11 protein-coding genes are annotated in these 18,055 nt (G+C 58.7%); all 11 read left to right on the forward strand.

Annotated elements, in window-relative coordinates:
• The first annotated feature begins 7 nt into the window (after window positions 1-7).
• The 11 genes from EPO61_01290 to EPO61_01340 all read left to right on the forward strand — a co-directional run bounded on the left by EPO61_01290 (window position 8) and on the right by EPO61_01340 (window position 18,052).
• A complete protein-coding gene (locus EPO61_01290; protein ID TAJ10944.1) occupies window positions 8-1,459 on the forward strand; it encodes a hypothetical protein in 1,452 nt (483 codons plus the stop codon).
• 316 nt (window positions 1,460-1,775) lie between these two features.
• A complete protein-coding gene (locus EPO61_01295; GenBank protein TAJ10945.1) occupies window positions 1,776-3,197 on the forward strand; it encodes a hypothetical protein in 1,422 nt (473 codons plus the stop codon).
• Window positions 3,169-4,533 carry a hypothetical protein gene (locus tag EPO61_01300; protein ID TAJ10946.1) on the forward strand — a complete coding sequence of 455 codons (1,365 nt, stop codon included), beginning with the start codon at window positions 3,169-3,171 and terminating at the stop codon, window positions 4,531-4,533. Before EPO61_01295 ends, EPO61_01300 begins: the two co-directional genes overlap by 29 nt.
• Window positions 4,534-4,692: 159 nt before the next feature.
• Window positions 4,693-5,982 (forward strand): glycosyltransferase family 1 protein, encoded by a 1,290-nt coding sequence (locus EPO61_01305; protein ID TAJ10947.1) that lies wholly within the window; start codon window positions 4,693-4,695, stop codon window positions 5,980-5,982.
• Window positions 5,979-6,947, forward strand: coding sequence for an NAD-dependent epimerase/dehydratase family protein (locus EPO61_01310; protein TAJ10948.1), 969 nt, complete (start codon window positions 5,979-5,981; stop codon window positions 6,945-6,947). Before EPO61_01305 ends, EPO61_01310 begins: the two co-directional genes overlap by 4 nt.
• Window position 6,948: 1 nt before the next feature.
• Complete coding sequence (locus EPO61_01315) at window positions 6,949-8,829, forward strand: hypothetical protein (GenBank protein ID TAJ10949.1); 1,881 nt, start codon at window positions 6,949-6,951, stop codon at window positions 8,827-8,829.
• Window positions 8,826-9,977 carry a WD40 repeat domain-containing protein gene (locus EPO61_01320; protein TAJ10950.1) on the forward strand — a complete coding sequence of 384 codons (1,152 nt, stop codon included), beginning with the start codon at window positions 8,826-8,828 and terminating at the stop codon, window positions 9,975-9,977. Before EPO61_01315 ends, EPO61_01320 begins: the two co-directional genes overlap by 4 nt.
• Before the next feature lie 90 nt (window positions 9,978-10,067).
• Window positions 10,068-12,140 carry a bifunctional rhamnulose-1-phosphate aldolase/short-chain dehydrogenase gene (gene rhaD / locus EPO61_01325; protein ID TAJ10951.1) on the forward strand — a complete coding sequence of 691 codons (2,073 nt, stop codon included), beginning with the start codon at window positions 10,068-10,070 and terminating at the stop codon, window positions 12,138-12,140.
• Between the two features lie 321 nt (window positions 12,141-12,461).
• Window positions 12,462-13,673 carry a hypothetical protein gene (locus EPO61_01330; GenBank protein TAJ10952.1) on the forward strand — a complete coding sequence of 404 codons (1,212 nt, stop codon included), beginning with the start codon at window positions 12,462-12,464 and terminating at the stop codon, window positions 13,671-13,673.
• A 504-nt stretch (window positions 13,674-14,177) separates the two neighbouring features.
• A complete protein-coding gene (locus tag EPO61_01335) occupies window positions 14,178-15,815 on the forward strand; it encodes a capsule assembly Wzi family protein (protein ID TAJ10953.1) in 1,638 nt (545 codons plus the stop codon).
• 230 nt (window positions 15,816-16,045) lie between these two features.
• The gene (locus tag EPO61_01340; GenBank protein TAJ10954.1) at window positions 16,046-18,052 is read left to right on the forward strand and encodes a sodium:proton exchanger; all 2,007 of its coding nucleotides are present in this window, start codon (window positions 16,046-16,048) and stop codon (window positions 18,050-18,052) included.
• Window positions 18,053-18,055 lie beyond the last annotated feature (3 nt).

An 18,055-nucleotide genomic window follows, 5' to 3' on the forward strand; every position in this document is an offset into this window, starting at 1 on the left:
GCAGGTCGTGAACGCGAGTCCGGAGGATGAAGTGCTAGACCACACCCAAGAAACGACGTCGGCTCCAGCCGGGCCGGCGTATCGCAAGCTGGGCTGGAAGCTCGCCTTCCTCCCGCTGGTGTGGTGCGCTGCCTGGGTCGGGATCAACATGCATGTCTTCGGCGTCCGATTGGTCCACTTCAGCGGCCGCAATATGCTGTTCGGGCTCGAACTGGACTATGCGATGGGGCTGTTCTGGTGGTTTGTGATCGCGACGGCTCTGTTCGTCCTCTTCGACGGGCAACCCCGCCGCATGCTCATGACGGCCTGGCTGGTGAAATTTTTCGTGGTCCTGGTCGCCATGCTTGTCTATGAGCGCTTTTACGACCTTGACGCCTATACCTATTTCAACTCTGGCGCGACGGGACGATTCTGGATGTACCCGGGTCACGACTTCCGGCAAGACATGCTCCCGGCTCTGCGGCCGATTGAACAAACCGGTGATCTGGGGAGCTTCGTGACGCACGGAATCGGGACGGAGAACGGTGTCCGATTCATGGTGCTCATGGCTTCCATTACCGGCCCGTTTTACCATGCCATGAAGATCGGCTTTGCGTTCCTCGGTCTGCTGGGGGTCTGGTGGTTCTACCGCGCGGTCGAAGTGACGTTGGGCCGTCCGTACCCGCAGGCCTTCTACCTCCTGGCATTCTTTCCGTCGATTCTGTTCTGGTCCTCGATCCTCGGAAAGGACCCCTTGCAGCTCGTCTTTCTCGGGCTCTATGCCTATGGCGGAGCCATGTGGCTGGTTCAGGGCCGATTCGCCGCCCTCTGGTATGTGGGGTTGGGCCTGTTCGGATCCTATCTGTTTCGGCCTTGGACCGCGATCATGGGAGCGGCCGTGCTCGGCCTGGCGACACTCATGGGGCGATGCCGACCCTGGCAGGTCGGCCTCACGTTGTCCGCGGTGCTGGTGTCGCTGTTAATTGTCAGCCCCCAGGCCATGTTGTTTTCCATGGGGTTGACCGATATCTATGCTCCGGAAATGTTAGTGGAGGCCATGGGAACGAGAGCGCAAGCCGTGGCATCTGCGGGAGGCTCCCAAGCGGAGCTCCCGAAACCGGGGGAAGTCTCGATTCCGCTGATTATCTTTTCAGGCCTCTTCAGACCTCTGCCATTCGACATTACCAATGCGTTTACCGCGCTTGCCGCCGTCGAGAACAGCGTAATCCTGTGGCTGTGCCTTGTTGCCCTGATTCGTTTCCGGCTCGGCTACTTGCGAGACCCTCTCGTGATCTGGCTTCTGTCCATGACCCTGCTCTGGGCCCTGTTGTACGGTTTGATCGTCATGGCCAACTTCGGGTCTGGCGCTCGATACAAACTCCAAATCCTGCCGTTCTTCCTACTGGGGATCATTGCCTTGGTCCACAAGGAAGGCCGGGCATTTTTGGATTCCCGGCTACCCGTGAGGAGAACGGGGTGAGGCTCTCGGACAGAGTTGATCCCAAGGACTAATGGCCGGATGCAGAATGGGGCCTTCCTCTTTGTAAGGAAGTGATTAAAAAGGGAGATAGTGACAAGCTGGTAGACCTCTGCTATACTGCCGCCGTGGTGTTTCCACTCGACATTGCTCCTGATTTCAACGGGTTGTAAAATCCACCGAGACTTGACGCAAAAGGGGGCACAGCCTGGTGCGCCTGCTGATGAGTTGCCGGGGCGCTAATGTCCGTTCGCCTTCCTAGGGGGAACTGTGTGCTGCGTGGCCTCGCCCTGCGAGGCGCCATCGGGAGAAGCTTGGAATGGTCCTTCGTCCGCATGCGAACGAAGGCTCATTTTTACTGGCCCGGGTTGGAACAAGAGAGGGGTTGATGCTTCGGTTGAAACGCATGATCATCATCGTGCTCGTCCTTCAGTTGACGGCTGGGCCCTGGGTGTTGAATGCCGGATTGGCCCAGGTTGGCTCAGGTGGACGCAGTGCGACGCCATCGGGCGGGAAGGGTGGATCTGCTGCCGGGGCACGAGGCGGTGGGGCCGGAGGAGGAAGGCAAGGAGTGGTCTCCGTCACACCTGCAGAGGAGACGGTGCCAGGTGGGCAGGCTCTTTCCCAAGCCGTTGCACCGGACAAGTACCTCATGGGAGCCGGTGACGGCCTGGTCGTGAATCTCTGGGGCGCTTTCGATGACACCTATGACGTCAAAGTTTCGCCCGATGGCAAGGTCAATCTTCCTGGGATTGGAGAAATCAAAGTCGAAGGACTGACCCTGCTCCAGACTCAGGACTTGCTTGAAACCGAGGTGAAGCAGCGGCATCGAGGTGTCATGGTCGGTGTGAGCCTGACCTCTTTGCGAGTCTTTCAGGTTCTGGTGCTGGGCGAGGTCATGAATCCCGGTACCTATTTTGCGACCCCGGTCAAGAGGGTGTCGGATGTGATCGCCCAGACCGGAGGGGTGCTTGGCGCAGGCAGCCAGCGCCGCATCCAGGTGCGGAGGAAAGGGCAGGTTGTGGCCATAGCCGATCTTGTCGCGTTCCTCCGCCAGGGAAGCGAGCAAGAAAATCCCTTCCTGCAAGATGGGGATGTGGTGTTTGTTCCGCCCATGGAGGCGAATCGAGTGGCGGCCTACATTACGGAAGTCTCTACTGGGGCTGGCGGATTGCTGACGGAAAGCTCGGTTCCCTACCTCGTGGAGTTGAAGGACGGGGAGCGCCTGTCGGTCCTCCTGAGCTCGGTGGGTGGGCAAAATCCGTGGTGGGATCTGGAGGGGGTCTTGATCCAGCGGGAGACGAAGATTCCGGAAGGAACGATGCGGATCCCGATTGACCTCCGGCGGTATTGGAATGCAAGGGATGAAAGCCAGAACGTGGTGTTACAGGCAGGGGATCAGGTCTATATCCCCGCGCAGGTCCGGCGGGTCCATGTGGCTGGCGCGGTGAAGCAGGCCGGAGCATACAGCTATTTCCCAGGGCGACATGCTGAAGAGTATCTCAGCCGGGCCGGTGGGCCCTCGCTGACCGCGGATTTGGGACGATCATTCATCCAGCGGGCCGACGGTACCATGGAGCCGTATGTCGCCAATGTGGAGCTGAATAACGGGGATACGGTGGTGATCCTCGAAAAGATCTTTAAGACCTGGCAGGACTACTTTGCCTTGGTGGGAACCGTCACCGGGGTCATACTCAGCATGGTAGGGTTCTATGCCGCGTTCACCAATTTTGGACGGTAACGTGATCCAACGCCCCATTCCGGACGATAGCCTCACGATTCTCGGTTATTGGCGCATCATCTACCGCGCTAGACGGATGATTGTGGGTCTTGTTGTCTCGTCGGTCATGGTCGCCGGCCTTGTGAGCAAAGCGATGCCGAAGCTCTATGAAACCAAGACCACTCTCCTGACTGTCAAAGAGGAGACGCTGGGCGGCGGCATCTCGTTTGGAGGCGGGGGCGGGGGCGGGGGAAAGAGTGGTGGTGGGGGCAGCGGGGGTGGGAGCGGGAGTATTGCGGCGGATGTTCTGGGCAAGTCGGGCGCGGCGAGTCAGGCCGATGTCCTGAACGTCCTATTTCGATCCCGAGCGATGGCGATGGCAGTGGTTCAGCAACTGAACTTGATGAACTACTACGAAACGGACTCTCTACGCGGGGCGATGGGGGCCTTCCAGTCAGAAGCCTCGTTGCAACAAACTCCCAACAAGGCGTTTGAGATTGTGGTGTTGAGCAGGGACCCCAAGATGGCTGCCGAGATCGCCAACACGGCGGCGGCGAACCTCGATCGACTGAACAAGGAATATAACACCTCCTCGACCAAGCGGATGCGCATTTTTATCGAAGCCAGGCTCGCGGAGAAATCCAAGAAGCTCGATGAAGCGGAGAACATGCTTAAGGAATTTCGGAGGACGCAGCGGGTTCTGGGGGATGAGCAGACGTCGTCCGGGGCCCTGGCTGCGGCGGATCTTCACGGCCAGATCGTGGGGCTCCAGGTTGAGCTGGCCGGCTTGAGGGAGTTTGCCACTGCTGACCATCCACGCATCAATCAACTAGAGGCTCAGATCAAGGAACTACAAGGCCAACTCGATCGCATGGAGCAGGACCAGGTTCTCGGCATAGCGACAAAGAATAGAAAGCGGGCACCCTTGTCGAAGAAGTTTTACCCGGCATTCGAAGAAGCTCCTGCATTAGGGCTGAGTCTGCTCCGGCTGAACCGGCAGGTCAAAGTCGAAGAGGCCGTCTATGGCATGCTGGTCGGCATGCTCGAATCGGCCAGGATCACGGAAGCGAAGGACTTGCCAACCCTTCAGGTCATGGACTCTGCGCTTCCCCCGGATTTCCCCAGCAAGCCGACCCCCTTGAAGTATATGGGGTTGGCCGGGGTTTCGGCACTGGTCTTTGGAATTCTGTTGACGTTGTTCCTCGATCACCTCGACCGGCTGAGGGCCTACGAGGCTTTGAGGGATTCCCTGCCGGCGGGAGAAAGCGAGGCGGCGGTCATTGATCAGAATGGCAATGGCAGCTTGACCGATGTGTCCCCGGTTCCTTCAAAGGCAGTCGAGCGCATGCACGGTTGATTCTCTCCTCTCGATGTCCGTGCGCGAGCCGGACTTCGGCCCTGAGAGGCGCTTGCGTTGGGGGTGCTCCAGTGTGGAGGGCGAGCGAATGCAGGCGGGAAGGCGGTTTCAAGCTATTGCGCCTGGGCAGTCTCGGGACGTATCGTGGAGCGGGATTCCGTGCAACCAGTAAAGATCGTCCGGGTCCTAGGCCGGATGAACATCGGCGGTCCCGCCGTCCACGCGGTGCTCCTTACCCACGAGTTGAGCAACAAGGATTTCCAGTCGATCTTGGTCACCGGTACGATCGGACAATCAGAGGGGAACATGCTGTATCTGGCCAGTCGCCTCGGCGTTAATCCGGTGGTGATTCCTGAACTAGGCCGAGAGATTTCTCTGGCGGATGACCTGGTGGCCTTGTGGAAACTCTACCGCCTTCTCGCGAAGGAGCGTCCCGACATTGTGCATACCCATACCGCCAAGGCCGGGACGCTGGGGCGCATTGCCGCCCTGCTGGCCCGCGTCCGGATCAGGATCCATACGTTTCACGGTCACGTCTTTCACGGGTATTTCGGCCCAGTCACCACGAGGCTGTTCATCGCCATCGAGCAGGTGCTGGCTTGCTTCACCACGAGGATCGTCGCGATCAGTCAGGGCCAGTTGGCTGATCTATCCGGCCGTTATCGCATTGCCGCCCCCGGCAAATTCAGGATTATTCCCATCGGGCTTGACTTGGACCCGCTGCTTCGGATCTCCGAGGGTCAACCGGATCGCGGAGCTTTGAACCATAACCGGGACGTCGTGATCGGTTTTGTCGGACGACTTGTTCCGATCAAGAACCCGAACCTGGCGCTGCAGGTCTTTGAACGATTGATTGTCGGTCATCCCGGCAGAGATCGGTACCGTCTCTTTGTGGCGGGGGATGGGGAGTTGAGGTCTGGGCTGGAACAATGTGCAAAGCAGGCGGGGATTGATCAGCAAGTCGTCTTTGCCGGGTGGCAGGATGACCTCTCTCGCGTGTATCCGCGATTTGCTCTCGTTCTGTTGACCTCGACCAACGAAGGCACGCCGGTTGCCTTGATCGAAGCCATGGCCGCGGCGCGTCCTTTTGTCGCCGCGCGCGTCGGAGGCGTGGCGGACCTGATGGTCGGAGCTGAACAAGTGGTCTGTGGATCGGGTGGTCGCCCGCTGTTCAGCCTCTTTGCCAACGGGGCACTGGCGTCTCCGGGTGATGTTGAAGGGTTGACCGCTGCGGTGGAACACCTCTTGGCCCATCCCGCGCAGATGGCTGACATGGGGTTGGCGGGCCGACGATTCGTGAGGGATCGTTTTTCGAAGCAGCGCTTGGTGGCCGATACGATGGCGCTGTACCGTGAATGCTTGGAAGAACAGGCCTCTCCTGACGTGCAAGCAGGCCGCAGGCCTTCGCTGGCCGGACGACCATCATCCGGAAGAAAGGTAGGGGCATGAAGTATCTGATCACGGGAGGAGCGGGGTTCATCGGGTCGCATCTGGCGGATGCGTTGCTGAAACACGGCGCGGACGTGGCCATTATCGACGATCTCTCCACGGGCAGCATCATCAACGTTGAGCATTTGAAATCCAACGCCCGCTTCAGCTATGTCCTCGACACCGTGATGAACCGGGCGGTTCTGACGGAACTGGTCGATCGCGCCGATGTCATCGTGCATCTTGCGGCGGCGGTCGGGGTGCGCTTGATCGTGGAGAGTCCCGTCCGGACAATCGAAACGAACATCAAAGGGACTGAAATCGTCCTGGAACTGGCGGGCAGGAAGAAAAAAAAGGTCATGATCGCCTCGACGAGCGAAGTGTACGGCAAGGCCAGCAAGGTCCCGTTCTGCGAAGAGGACGATTTGGTGCTGGGGGCCACCGATAAGGGCCGGTGGAGCTATGCCTGCTCGAAGATGATCGATGAGTTCCTGGCTCTCGCTTACTGGAAGGAACGGCAGGTTCCGACCATCGTGGCCCGTTTATTCAACACGGTCGGTCCCCGGCAGACCGGACGCTACGGCATGGTCGTCCCCCGATTCATCAGCCAAGCCCGGTGCGGCGAACCGATCACGGTGTATGGCGACGGCAGCCAGCGCCGCTGCTTTACGTGGGTCGGTGATGTGGTGAACGCCTTGATCGCGCTGTCCGAGCATCCTGGCGCAGTCGGGGAGATCTTTAACGTGGGGTGCACGGAGGAAGTCAGCATCCTCGAGCTGGCCGAGCGCGCAAAAGGGTTGACCGGGAGTACCTCACCCATTACGTTTGTCCCGTATGCTCAGGCTTATGCCGAAGGGTTCGAGGACATGGTGAGGCGGGTCCCCTCCCTCGACAAAATCCATCGATTGATTGGCTATCGCCCGACCGTGGGGCTCGATGGGATCCTCAAATCGGTGAACGACTACTTCGAGCAGAGGCCAGCCTGACGTGTGGAACACCATCGCCACGGGCGCTTCGTGTTCGCTGTTGCTCTCTCTCACGCTCACCCCGGTTGTCCGCTGGGCATCCAAGCGTTTGGGCTACGTGGCGTATCCGCGACAGGACCGGTGGCACCAGAAGCCTACGTCTCTGTTCGGGGGGGTGGGGATCTTTGTGGCGTTCCTGGTCCCCTTCGCTATGCTGTATGGTTACGACCGAAGTCTGTTGTTCTTGATGGCCGGGGCCACGGTTATGTTCGGGCTCGGGGTCATCGACGATCTCTATCGGGTGCAACCCTACACGAAGCTCGTTGTTCAGATCGTCGCGGCAGGGATTGCAACCTTTGGATCTTTTGTGGCGTCGTCGCAGGGGTTGAGCCTGGCGGTGATTGCGCTAACGATCTTTTGGCTCGTGGCCCTGACTAACGCGTTCAACCTGCTCGACAATATGGACGGCCTCTCGGCCGGGACCGCCTGCATCGCCTCGTTCTTTCTTCTCTTGATCGCCTTCTCAATCGGCAATTATTCCGTCGCTTTCTTGGCGGCGATCCTCTGTGGCGCGACGTTGGGATTTCTCTTCTATAATTTCAATCCGGCCACCATTTTTATGGGGGATTCCGGCAGCATGTTCGTCGGGTTCATGCTCGCCTCCTTGACCGTGAAGAGCAATTGGGAAGGCGCCACGAGTCTCGCGTTGACAGCTCTTACGCCGGTCCTCGTGCTTGCCGTCCCCATCTTTGACACCACGTTCGTGACGCTGGTTCGCTGGATGAACGGACGATCGATTTCGATTGGCGGACGCGACCATACCTCGCATCGCCTCGTGGCCTTCGGGCTATCGGAAAGGAAGGCGGTATTGCTGTTCTATCTGATCAGTGCCGTCTGCGGTGCTATCGCGTTCTTGGGCGTCTGGTACAATGCGTTGCTTCCGGCCCTCCTCGGGACCCTGATGGTCATCGGGATTGTCTACTTTGGCATGTTCCTGAGCGGCATTGTGACCTATGGGACCGAAAGCGAGGTGGGCGGACGTCCCGTTGTCGATCGGGGTGTCGTCTTCGAAGTCTTCCTGATGCACAAGAGAAAGATTTTCGAGGTTGTGCTCTTTGCAGTGCTCACCTGTCTGGCGTATTTGGGGAGCTTCGTCATCCGTTATGACGGAGATATCCCTCCAGACCACTTCCGTGAACTCGCATTGTCTCTTCCTCTGTTGCTACCGTTGAAACTGGTGGTGTTCTCGTACTGCCAGCTCTATCGCGGAGTGTGGCGATACTTCGGGATTCATGATCTCATCGCCATCTTGAAGGCGGTCACCTTGAGTTCCGCCATCGCCATGGCGGCCTTGGCCGCCCTGATGCCGGTGTTTCATGTATTTCCCTTGACAGTGCTGGTCATCGACTGGATGACATTGTTGTTGCTGCTCGGTGGGGCTCGTCTGTTGATCCATGTCATCCGTGAGTATCTGGCGGGTCTTTCCGAGGTGAAGGGGAAACGTGTCGTGATCGTCGGCGCAGGGGACGCGGGAGAATTGGTGCTCCGGGAGATGAGGAACAATGTCCGGCTGGGATGCGCCCCGGTAGCATTTTTCGATGATGACCCCGAGAAACAGGGACGACGGATCCACGGGATCCCGGTCCTGGGAGGACGGGACAAGATTCTGGAGAGCGTGGAGCGTCTGGCCGTCGATCAGATTATCATTGCCATTCCTTCCGTTTCTCCCGAGGCACAGGCCAAGATCATCAACATCTGTCAGTTATCCGGACTGCCGGTCACGTTGATGCCGTCGTTGGCTGACCTGTTTTTCAAAGAGCTGAGCGGGACTTCGTACCGCGTCTCACCTCGGGCGTTCAGAACGCCGATGCTCAAAGTCGGAGAAGAACGGGCCGAGCCATGATGGTGTCAATGCGGTGGGATGTCCGAAGGGTTGGATTCTTATTGATCATGCTGTCGCTTGTTTTGAACGCGGGATGCAGGGCTATGCCAAGTTCCACCGACCGGGGGGAAGGGGCCGGTCCTCATCTGGAGAAAGCCGAGCAGGTCAGGTTCCCAGGCTGGATGAAGGCGGTGGCCTTTTTCCAAGGGGAACGTTCGTTGGTTGTCGGTGGTTGCCAGATGCCATCTTCCACCAACGGGACGGGTTCAAGCGCCGATGCCTGCGACCATGGTCTGGTGCAGGTCTGGAACCTTGGAGCGACTCGGCCGGTGGCCGCGATAGAATTACCTGGCACTGTGACCGCATTGGCCGTGTCGTCCGATGGGAACATGTGGGTGGCGGGTGATGCGGCTGGGCGCCTGATTTCCTCCAAGTCGGCGGGGCGAGTCTCTCTCAAGAGTTATCACCAGAAAGGCGAGATCACCGCGCTCGCCTTCTCGCCAGACGGTAAGTGGGTTGCCTCGGGGAGCCTCGACCGATCGTTTCCGTTGGGCTTCCTGGATATGGAGACGGGCGGGGTGGTTAGGGTCAAGGCGAGATTTGATCCCGTATCTACGCTCGCGTTCTCGCCGGACGGAAAAAATCTGGTTGTCGGAATGATGACGGGGGAAGTGGTTGTTTGGACATTCGGCGAGAACTCGACTCCTCTGCCGGTCCTCAGCAAAAAAACTGATGGCGCGGTAACGGGTGTGGCCTTTTCGCCGGATGGCCAATTGCTTGCCTATGGCCGCCAAGACGGGCACATCGGAATCTTGGACTGGAGTCGGGAGCGTGTGCTGGTGGAATTCCAAGGAGCTTCCGCAGTGAAGACTCTGGCCTTTTCTCCCGATGGTCGTTATTTGGCGTATGGGCAGGAGAATGGCAAGGTGGTGCTCGTTGAATCCAAGGAGATGCGCCAGGTGTGGTCGAAGAGATATCTCCTCTCGATCACCGACCTTGCGTATTCGTCTGATGGGACCCGCATGGCCGTGGCGACGCATCGGATCGTGGACGTGTTTCGATTGGACGCCGCATCTACTGGACACGCTGCACAAGGCGGCTCCTGGGTTTCGGACAAGAATGAAGGGCGCGAGCGGAGTTTGGGACAGCGCGGTGAGAAAAGTCGATGATGCGGCTGTGTGCGGGACTTGGTTGGATGCGGAGGGCGATCACGCCTGGCGCTCCGCATCGGACTGGTCGTCTGTATCACATGTGGCTCCATGGCGGGTCTGGGGAGGGTTATGAGAAGTCGGTGGTCTGACAAGATCGCGAACAAACTGAATGGACTCGATGCCCTCGTCTACACAAGCCGGCTCATAGGGCAGGAAGAGGGTCTTGTCCTTTGGGGAGGAGGCAACTCGTCGGCCAAAGTGCTCCAAAAGGATCATCTCGGGCGTGAGGTTCGGGTCCTATGGATCAAGGGTAGCGGTTCGGATATGAAGACCATCACCGCCTATCAGTTCACCCCGCTTCGGCTGGATGAGCTTCTGCCGCTCATGAAGCAGGATGCCATGACCGACGAGGAGATGGTTGCCTTCCAGTCTCGCTGTGTGATGGATCCAACGGTTCCAAGGCCTTCCATTGAAACGCTACTTCATGCCTTCATTCCGGCCTTGCACGTCTACCACACTCATGCTGACGCTATCTGTTCGCTGACGGATACGCCCGGCAGTGCGGATCTCATCCACCGGGTGTACGGGAAGGGTGTGGCCCTCGTTCCGTATGTCCGTCCCGGGTTTCGCTTGGCCAAGCTCGTCGCGGAGGCCTACCATCGGAATCCCGCTCTCCGGGGGATCATTCTCGATAAGCACGGGCTCGTGACTTGGGCCGATACCCCCAAAGCCGCCTATCAGGAAACGATCAGGATGGTGACTGTAGCGGAGCGGTATGTCCAGCGATACGGGAAGACTCATGTGACGAGTCCAGGGAATCGCGGTTCTCAATCAGACCGCCACAAGCTCGCTGTGAGCATGATGCCCGTTCTGCGCGGGATAATCAGCGAATTCGGGCGGATGGTGATGGTCTATGACGATTCCAAGCCGGTTCTTGAGTTCGTCGGTGATCCTCGGGCAGCACGTCTGTCTCAAATCGGGCCCTTCACTCCTGATCACATGCTTCATACGAAGCCTAAGCCTCTATTCTTGGAACTGCCTAAGACCCAGGCAGCGGCATTGGTCGATCAGGCGGTCCGGACGAGAGTGGAACAGTATCGAAAGGAGTACATCCGGTACTTCAATCGGTACAGGACGGCAGGCGTGACCATGCTCGATCCAAATCCCAGAGTCATTCTGGTTCCCGGCCTCGGCATGGTTACGACCGGAAAGAATCGGCGTGCGGCTCGAATCACCCGTGATATCTATGTGCATACAATGCGCGTGATTCTCAATGCGTCGAGCATCGATGCCTACACGACAATCTCCGCCAAGGAAATGTGCGACTTTGAATACTGGCCCATGGAAAACTTCAAACTGACCCTTCTGCCGAAGGAAAAGCTGCTCTCCAGGAGGATTGCCCTCGTGACGGGGGCGGCTGGCGCATTGGGGCGAGCGATCGCCGCCCGGCTCGTTGAAGAGGGAGCGTCTGTCATTCTGACGGATATCAATCAATCCAAGCTTCAAGCCCTGTCGGACGAACTGAATTCACGGACAGGGGAGGGCAACACCGTCCCGATCCTCATGGATGTGACCAGCGAAGCGAGCGTCGCGCGCGCGTTCGAGCAGGCCGTGTTGGCTTACGGGGGGCTTGATATCCTGGTTTCCAACGCCGGGATTGCCCGGAGCGCCCCGCTCGATGAGTTGTCCCTTGGGGACTGGAGCGATTCCATCGCCGTGAACGCCACGGGCCATTTCCTTGTGTGCCGAGAGGCCATGCACATCTTCAAAAAACAAGGGCTGGGGGGCAACATTGTAGTGGTTGCCACTAAGAACATTTTGGCGCCTGGAAAGCATTTCGGCGCCTATTCGGCGTCAAAGGCGGCGCAGGCTCAGCTGGCACGCGTCCTGGCCATCGAAGGAGCGGAGTTCGGCGTTCGAGTCAATATGGTCAATCCAGATGCGGTCATCGAAGGGTCCGGCATCTGGTCCTCGCAGATCAAGAAACAACGTGCCAGGGCTTATGGCATCCCGATGGCCAGACTCGAAGCGCATTTCGTTGAACGAACCCTGTTGAAAGTAAAAGTGTCGGGCTCGGATGTCGCGGAGGCAGTTCTCTTCCTGGCCTCGGATCGCTCCGCGAAGACCACTGGATCCATGATTCCGGTCGATGGAGGGGTGAAAGAAGCTTTTCCTCGATAGGCGGCTGGCAGGCGGGGGAGGGCTGGGGGGATTGAAACCGTCCTTGCGCCCTCGGCGAAGTCCTGAACCCCCTGCCAGAACCCTCGGGCGGCCTCCTCAGACGTTTCTTCCAGCAGGATGTGCGCGCCGGAGTAAACCGGCGTGAATATCCCGTCTCCCCGGGTTCTCTTTCCTAGGCTTCTTCGAGGAGGATGATTCCCAGGGCTGATGCGTCTGGCCATGTTTCTTGCGCAACCGATGGGGCCCCGCCATTGCCTGCGGGGGGGGCTAATTCCGTTGGAAGAGTTCGCGAAGCTTGACAGTCACGCGGGCATCCTATAGATGAATCCGCAGCGGGACGCAAAGGCGAGAGTGCTCACGTCCCGTTCTCAACCTTCCCTCACCGCCCCGGGGTCTTTTCCGCTTGAGAAGGAAGTCATAACCATGGAACACCGGACACTTTCCACGATTCCTGTTCGGACAGGTCTTGCGCTGTTGATCCTGGTTGCCCTGCTTGCCGGAAGCCTGTCCCCTGTGGCTTGGGCTCAGGAAGGGAAGAAGGGGTTGGCAAAGTCAGGTAGAGGAAAAGCCTCCCAACCCGAGAGCGGAGGAGCGGCGTCTTCCAAGAAAGGAAGTGCATCTGTCGAAGCACCGGATGTGACGTTGTCGAAGGTGATTGATCCGAGCCGATACGTGCTCGGTCCGGGCGACCGCCTCATCGTCACGCTCTGGGGTGAGTACAGTTCCGTGGAAAGCGTCACCGTCTCAGCGGACGGGAAGATCAGCCTGGATACCATCGGGGAGCTCAAGCTTGTCGGCTTGACGCTTGACCAGGCCAGAGCCTTGCTGAAGGCCGCCATGGTGAAATACTATCGGAACGTGGAGGGCGGGATTTCCCTGGCAGCACTCCGGATGTTCAAGGTCTGGGTCCTTGGGGCGGTCAATGCTCCGGGAAACTACTCTGCGACGCGAGACACCCGTGTATCGGAACTGGTCAGCTTGGCAGGAGGCGTGCTGCCGGGAGGAAGCCGTCGGTCTATTCAAGTCAAGAAGGACGGCAGTGTTCGAGCAGTAGCCGATCTCAATGCCTTTCTTCGCCGAGGGAACGAGACAGAAAATCCGTTCTTGCAGGATGGCGACGCGATCTTTGTTCCACCCCTGACGGGTCCGCTCATCAGAGTGTTTGATCTCGCTGCTGGCGCGCCGGGAGAGAACGAGGCAAAGGGAGTCCCTCCCCTTCCTGCGGCCCCTATGGAGTATGAATTGGAAGACCACCAGCGGTTTTCCGATCTTGTCTTTGAGTTAGGCGGACTCAATCCGAGCTGGGATCCGGACAGTGCCTATGTGGCGCGAAGTCTTCCCGGCAAGGAAGGGGTGACAAAGATCAAGATCGACCTCGAACAATTGTTGATCCATCACAATGTCGCCAGCGATGTCGTATTGCAGAACGGAGATCAGGTCTTCTTGGGAGCCCAACTACGCTCGCCGTTTCTCAATGGCAAGGGCGAACTGATCGGCATCGAGAAGCCTTACGACCGGCAGCAGGCAAAGTGAGCCTCGGTAGCGGCTGTCATGTGTCCAGACGGTGCCGGCTGGCCTGGCCTCAGCCTGACAAGGTTCGTGCCTCAGGGGCAGGGTTGCCCTGTTCTGGAGAAGGGCGCTGGAGAGGAACCAGGGTCTGAGAGATGCCCACCGAATGTACCCGCCCTGTATAACATCCCCGCAGGATCCCATTTCCCTTCAGCAGGTTGAGAAGCGGAAACAAGTCGAGCAAGGGCACGTTCTTATGATGCGGGTTTGAAGGGGTAGGCCTCAATCCGTCGCTTTCATCGGCTGTCTTATTCTGGAGATGCATACGAACCACAGGCTGCTCTGCAGAACAGGCCAAGCCGCGGCCGTCGTCAGCACGCGTTGCGGACCATTGCGGATCGGATCGAGCCTTTCGGAAAAAGTGCGCTTCATCTGTTGCCCCGGTCGCTTCTCAAGTCTGCACCAAGTTGCAACAAGCCAGTCAATAACCAGAAATTGCACGCAAGGAGGTGACGGTTGGGGTGGGGGATGAGGGCGTGGGTCATGGTGCTTGCGGCTGCTGTGGGTCTCTGGGCAAATGGTGTGGCCCAGGCCTCGGTGAACCTTCCCCTGCACCATTGGACGTATGAAACGATCGATCGGCTTGTTGCGATGGGGCTTATTGACGATGCCATGGTCGTGACAAAACCTTATAGCCGGAAACAGGCGGCGCGGTATATCGCTCGGGCGCTGGAACGGATGGAAACGCCTTCGGCCCCAGTAGAGGACCAAAGGCCTCTGGCCGAGCCGTTATTGGAACGCTTGATGCGTGAATTCAGAGTTGAACTGGCCGATCTTGGCGTATTACCGGCTTCCTCCGGCACGCAGCGTGGCTTGTTTCGGTACGGCGGGCGCGCGCAGCTCGAAACCGACGCCTTTTCCGTAGGGCATGGCGGGTCCGGCCTAGGCGTGCGGTTTCGGGAAAACCGAGGCGGCGAATACTATGCCAATGGTGAACAGGTTCAATCGGACTTCCGCGGCTGGTTTGAGATTGGTGATCATTTGTCTGTCGTAGCACAGCCAAAGTATATTTCCAATTCGTATGCGTTAGGGCAAGGCGCGACCAATAATGTTCACAATGCATACATGCGGGAGCTGAACGTGAAGCTTAGCGCGGCCAACATCGCGCTCGAGATCGGCCGAGGGGCGCAATGGTGGGGGCCTGGGTATCGCGGGTCTTTGTTGCTGACGGACCAAGCTTTTCCCCTTGATATGATCAAGCTCGGAAGTGAAGAGCCGTTCAGGCTTCCCTGGGTCTTACAAGACCTGGGGCAGTGGAAGATCAATAGTTTTCTCACGCAACTGGAGCGAGACCGGGACTCTCCCCGCGCGAAGGTATTTGGGCTGCGTGTGGGCTACCTGCCAACCAGTTGGCTTGAACTGGGCATTGCTCGATTAACGCAATTCGATGGGCGGGCGTTTCCCAACCAATCCTTTCCCAAGACGGTCCTCAATGCCTATGGCAGCGCGCCCAATTCGCTGGGGGCGAATGATGTCAACGAGCAGGTGATGATCGACTTTAAGGCCAGAATCCCTCATGCAGACTATTTGATTCCGTTTCCATCAGGCATGCAGGTGTATGGTGAGATTGCTTCAGAGGACAAGTGGTCGAAAATTCCACTGTCAACTACCGCTGCCGTGCTCGGAGGGATATATATTCCGCAGCTTTTCCCCGGGGACTCCATGGATCTTCGTTTCGAGTATGCCGATACCGACTGGGGGCGTCGTATGACCGGGGATCGTCATTCGGCCGGCTGGTATAACAATGCCACCTATGTCAGCGGGATGCGCTATCGTGGGCAACCTCTCGGCCATTGGGTGGGAACCGACGGCATCGACTATTTTCTTCGGACAACTCGTCATCTTCGGGCGGATGTCCAGCTGGGTATCAACCTGGATCATTCTTTGCGTGGCAGGGGCAATCCGGTCTCTGAAAAAAAGCAAGAAGCGGGGATGGACGTGACGTGGTGGCTGACCAAGCAATTTCAACTCACCGTAGCCTATACGTACCAACGGATCGAAAACCCAGGACAAATCACCGGCATCAATCCTTTCCAAGAGACGTTCCAATCGGGGCTTGTGTCCAATAACAATTTTTTCTGGACGAACTTCGCATTCGAGTTTTAAGGCCGCTGATGGATCACATCGGGCTCTGCCGGACTTGCCGACACGCCACCGTGGTCGAGACAGCGGCCGGCAGCCAATTCTATCGGTGCCGGCTTTCGGACACACACCCTCAGTTCTTGAAGTACCCGCCCTTGCCGGTTCTTCGTTGTAGCGGCTACGAAAGCAGTGCATCCTAACCATTGTCCTATCACAGCCGGCTGCTTGGTGCAGAAGATTACTCGGGGAAGTCTGTGACTGATCTGACGATCTTAAGCGAACTGCTGCTGATCTTTGCCGTGTCGATCGCGGTGGTGTTCGTATTCCACCAAGTCCGGTTGCCGTCGATCGCAGGCTTCCTTGTCGCCGGAGCGCTGATCGGTCCCTATGGGCTGAATCTGGTGTCCGATCTCCAGCAAGTCAATGTGCTGGCGGAGATCGGGATCGTCTTGCTCTTGTTCACGATCGGGATGGAGTTTTCGGCAGCCCACTTAAGGGCGGCCCGGCGGCTGCTCCTTGTGGGCGGCCCCTTGCAGGTGGCCGGCGCGCTCATCGCGGGCGTACTGGCAGGGACCGTGGCCGGCCTGCCATTGGCTCAGGCCATATTCTGGGGCTGTCTGTTTTCGCTCAGCAGCACGGCGATCGTCCTGAAGGCTCTGGCCGAGCGGGGGGAAAGCGACTCCCTATACGGCCGCGCCACAATCGGCATTCTGATCTTTCAGGATTTGGCGATGGTTCCGATGATGTTGCTCGTCCCGTTGCTGGCGAGCGGATCGCACGTGGATGCAGGGACTGTCCTGCGCGGCGTAGCGCAATCGGCGGTCATGGTGGGCGTCATTGTGGCCGCAGCCTGGTTCCTCGTGCCCAGGCTCTTGAAACAGATCGTCCGCAGCCGTAACCGCGAGCTCTTTCTGCTGACGATCATCGTGCTTTGCCTCGGGATCGCCTGGCTGACCTCTCGGTCGGGCCTGTCGTTGGCGCTTGGCGCCTTCATCGCCGGGCTGATCATCTCCGAGTCCGAGTATAGCCATCAGGCATTGGCCGAAGTCCTGCCGTTTCGCGACAGCTTCAACAGCTTGTTTTTCATCTCGGTCGGGATGCTGATGGATGTCCGCGTGTTATTGGAGTACCCAGGACTAATACTCGCCTTGGTCGCAGCGGTTATACTCGGTAAATTTGTGACCGGAGCCGGACCGGTGCTGACGATGGGCTATCCTCCGCGTGTGGCCCTGCTGACCGGTGTGGCCTTGGCCCAGGTCGGGGAGTTCTCCTTCATCCTGGCCCAGGCTGGGCAGCAGGTGGGCTTGCTGGCCAGGGAGCAGTACGAGGTCTTTTTGGCCGTGTCGGTGCTCACGATGGTCGTGACACCCTTCCTGATCCAACTGGCGCCCAAGATGGCCCGACGCGCGGAGGCTGTCCAACGGCTGCGCCGCTGGTTTCCCGAGCGGACCACCTCGCATCAGGTGCAAGCGGAATCCCGAGGTCCCAGGGTCAAGGACCATGTCGTGATCGTGGGCTACGGACTGAATGGCCGGAACCTGGCCCGCGTGCTCCAGCAGACGGAGGTTCCCTATGTGGTGCTGGATCTGGATGGGGAAACGGTCCGTCGAGAATCCAAGAACGGGGTGCCCATTTATTATGGAGACGGGACCAATCCCAGCGTCCTTCACCATATGCGCATCGAACAGGCACGGGTTCTTGTGTTGGCGATTTCCGACCCCTTTGCGGCGCGGCGGGCGGTTCGGATTGCCAAGGGGCTTAATCAGGCCGTGCACGTGGTGGTGCGGACCCGATATCTCAGAGAATTGGAAGAGCTGCATGCATTGGGGGCCGACGAAGTCGTGCCGGAAGAATTCGAGACCTCCATCGAGATCTTTGCATTGGTCCTCCGGACCTACAAGTTGCCGCAAGAGTTCATCCTGCAAAAGGCCGAGCAGGTCAGACGGGAGGGCTATGCGTTGTTGCGGCGGACGGGCCTGCCGGAGCTAGCGCACCATCTCCGTGGCGGAACCTTGACGGATGCGGAGGTGGAGACGTGCCGCATCGAGCCGGACTCTCCCGCGGCGGGCAAGACGCTGATAGAGGTCTCGATACGGCCGCGGACCGGTGCTTCGGTGATTGCGCTGACGCACAACGGGGTCACAGAATCCAATCCTTCGCAAAAAGTCCGTCTGGAGGCAGGGGATGTTCTGGTCTTGCTGGGCAGCCGGGACCAGATCCGCCGCGCGCTGGGCTTGTTGGTCGACACCAAAGCGGAGTGAGTT

Source organism: Nitrospirota bacterium (genome assembly GCA_004296885.1).
In the GTDB taxonomy this organism is placed as follows: domain Bacteria; phylum Nitrospirota; class Nitrospiria; order Nitrospirales; family Nitrospiraceae; genus SYGV01.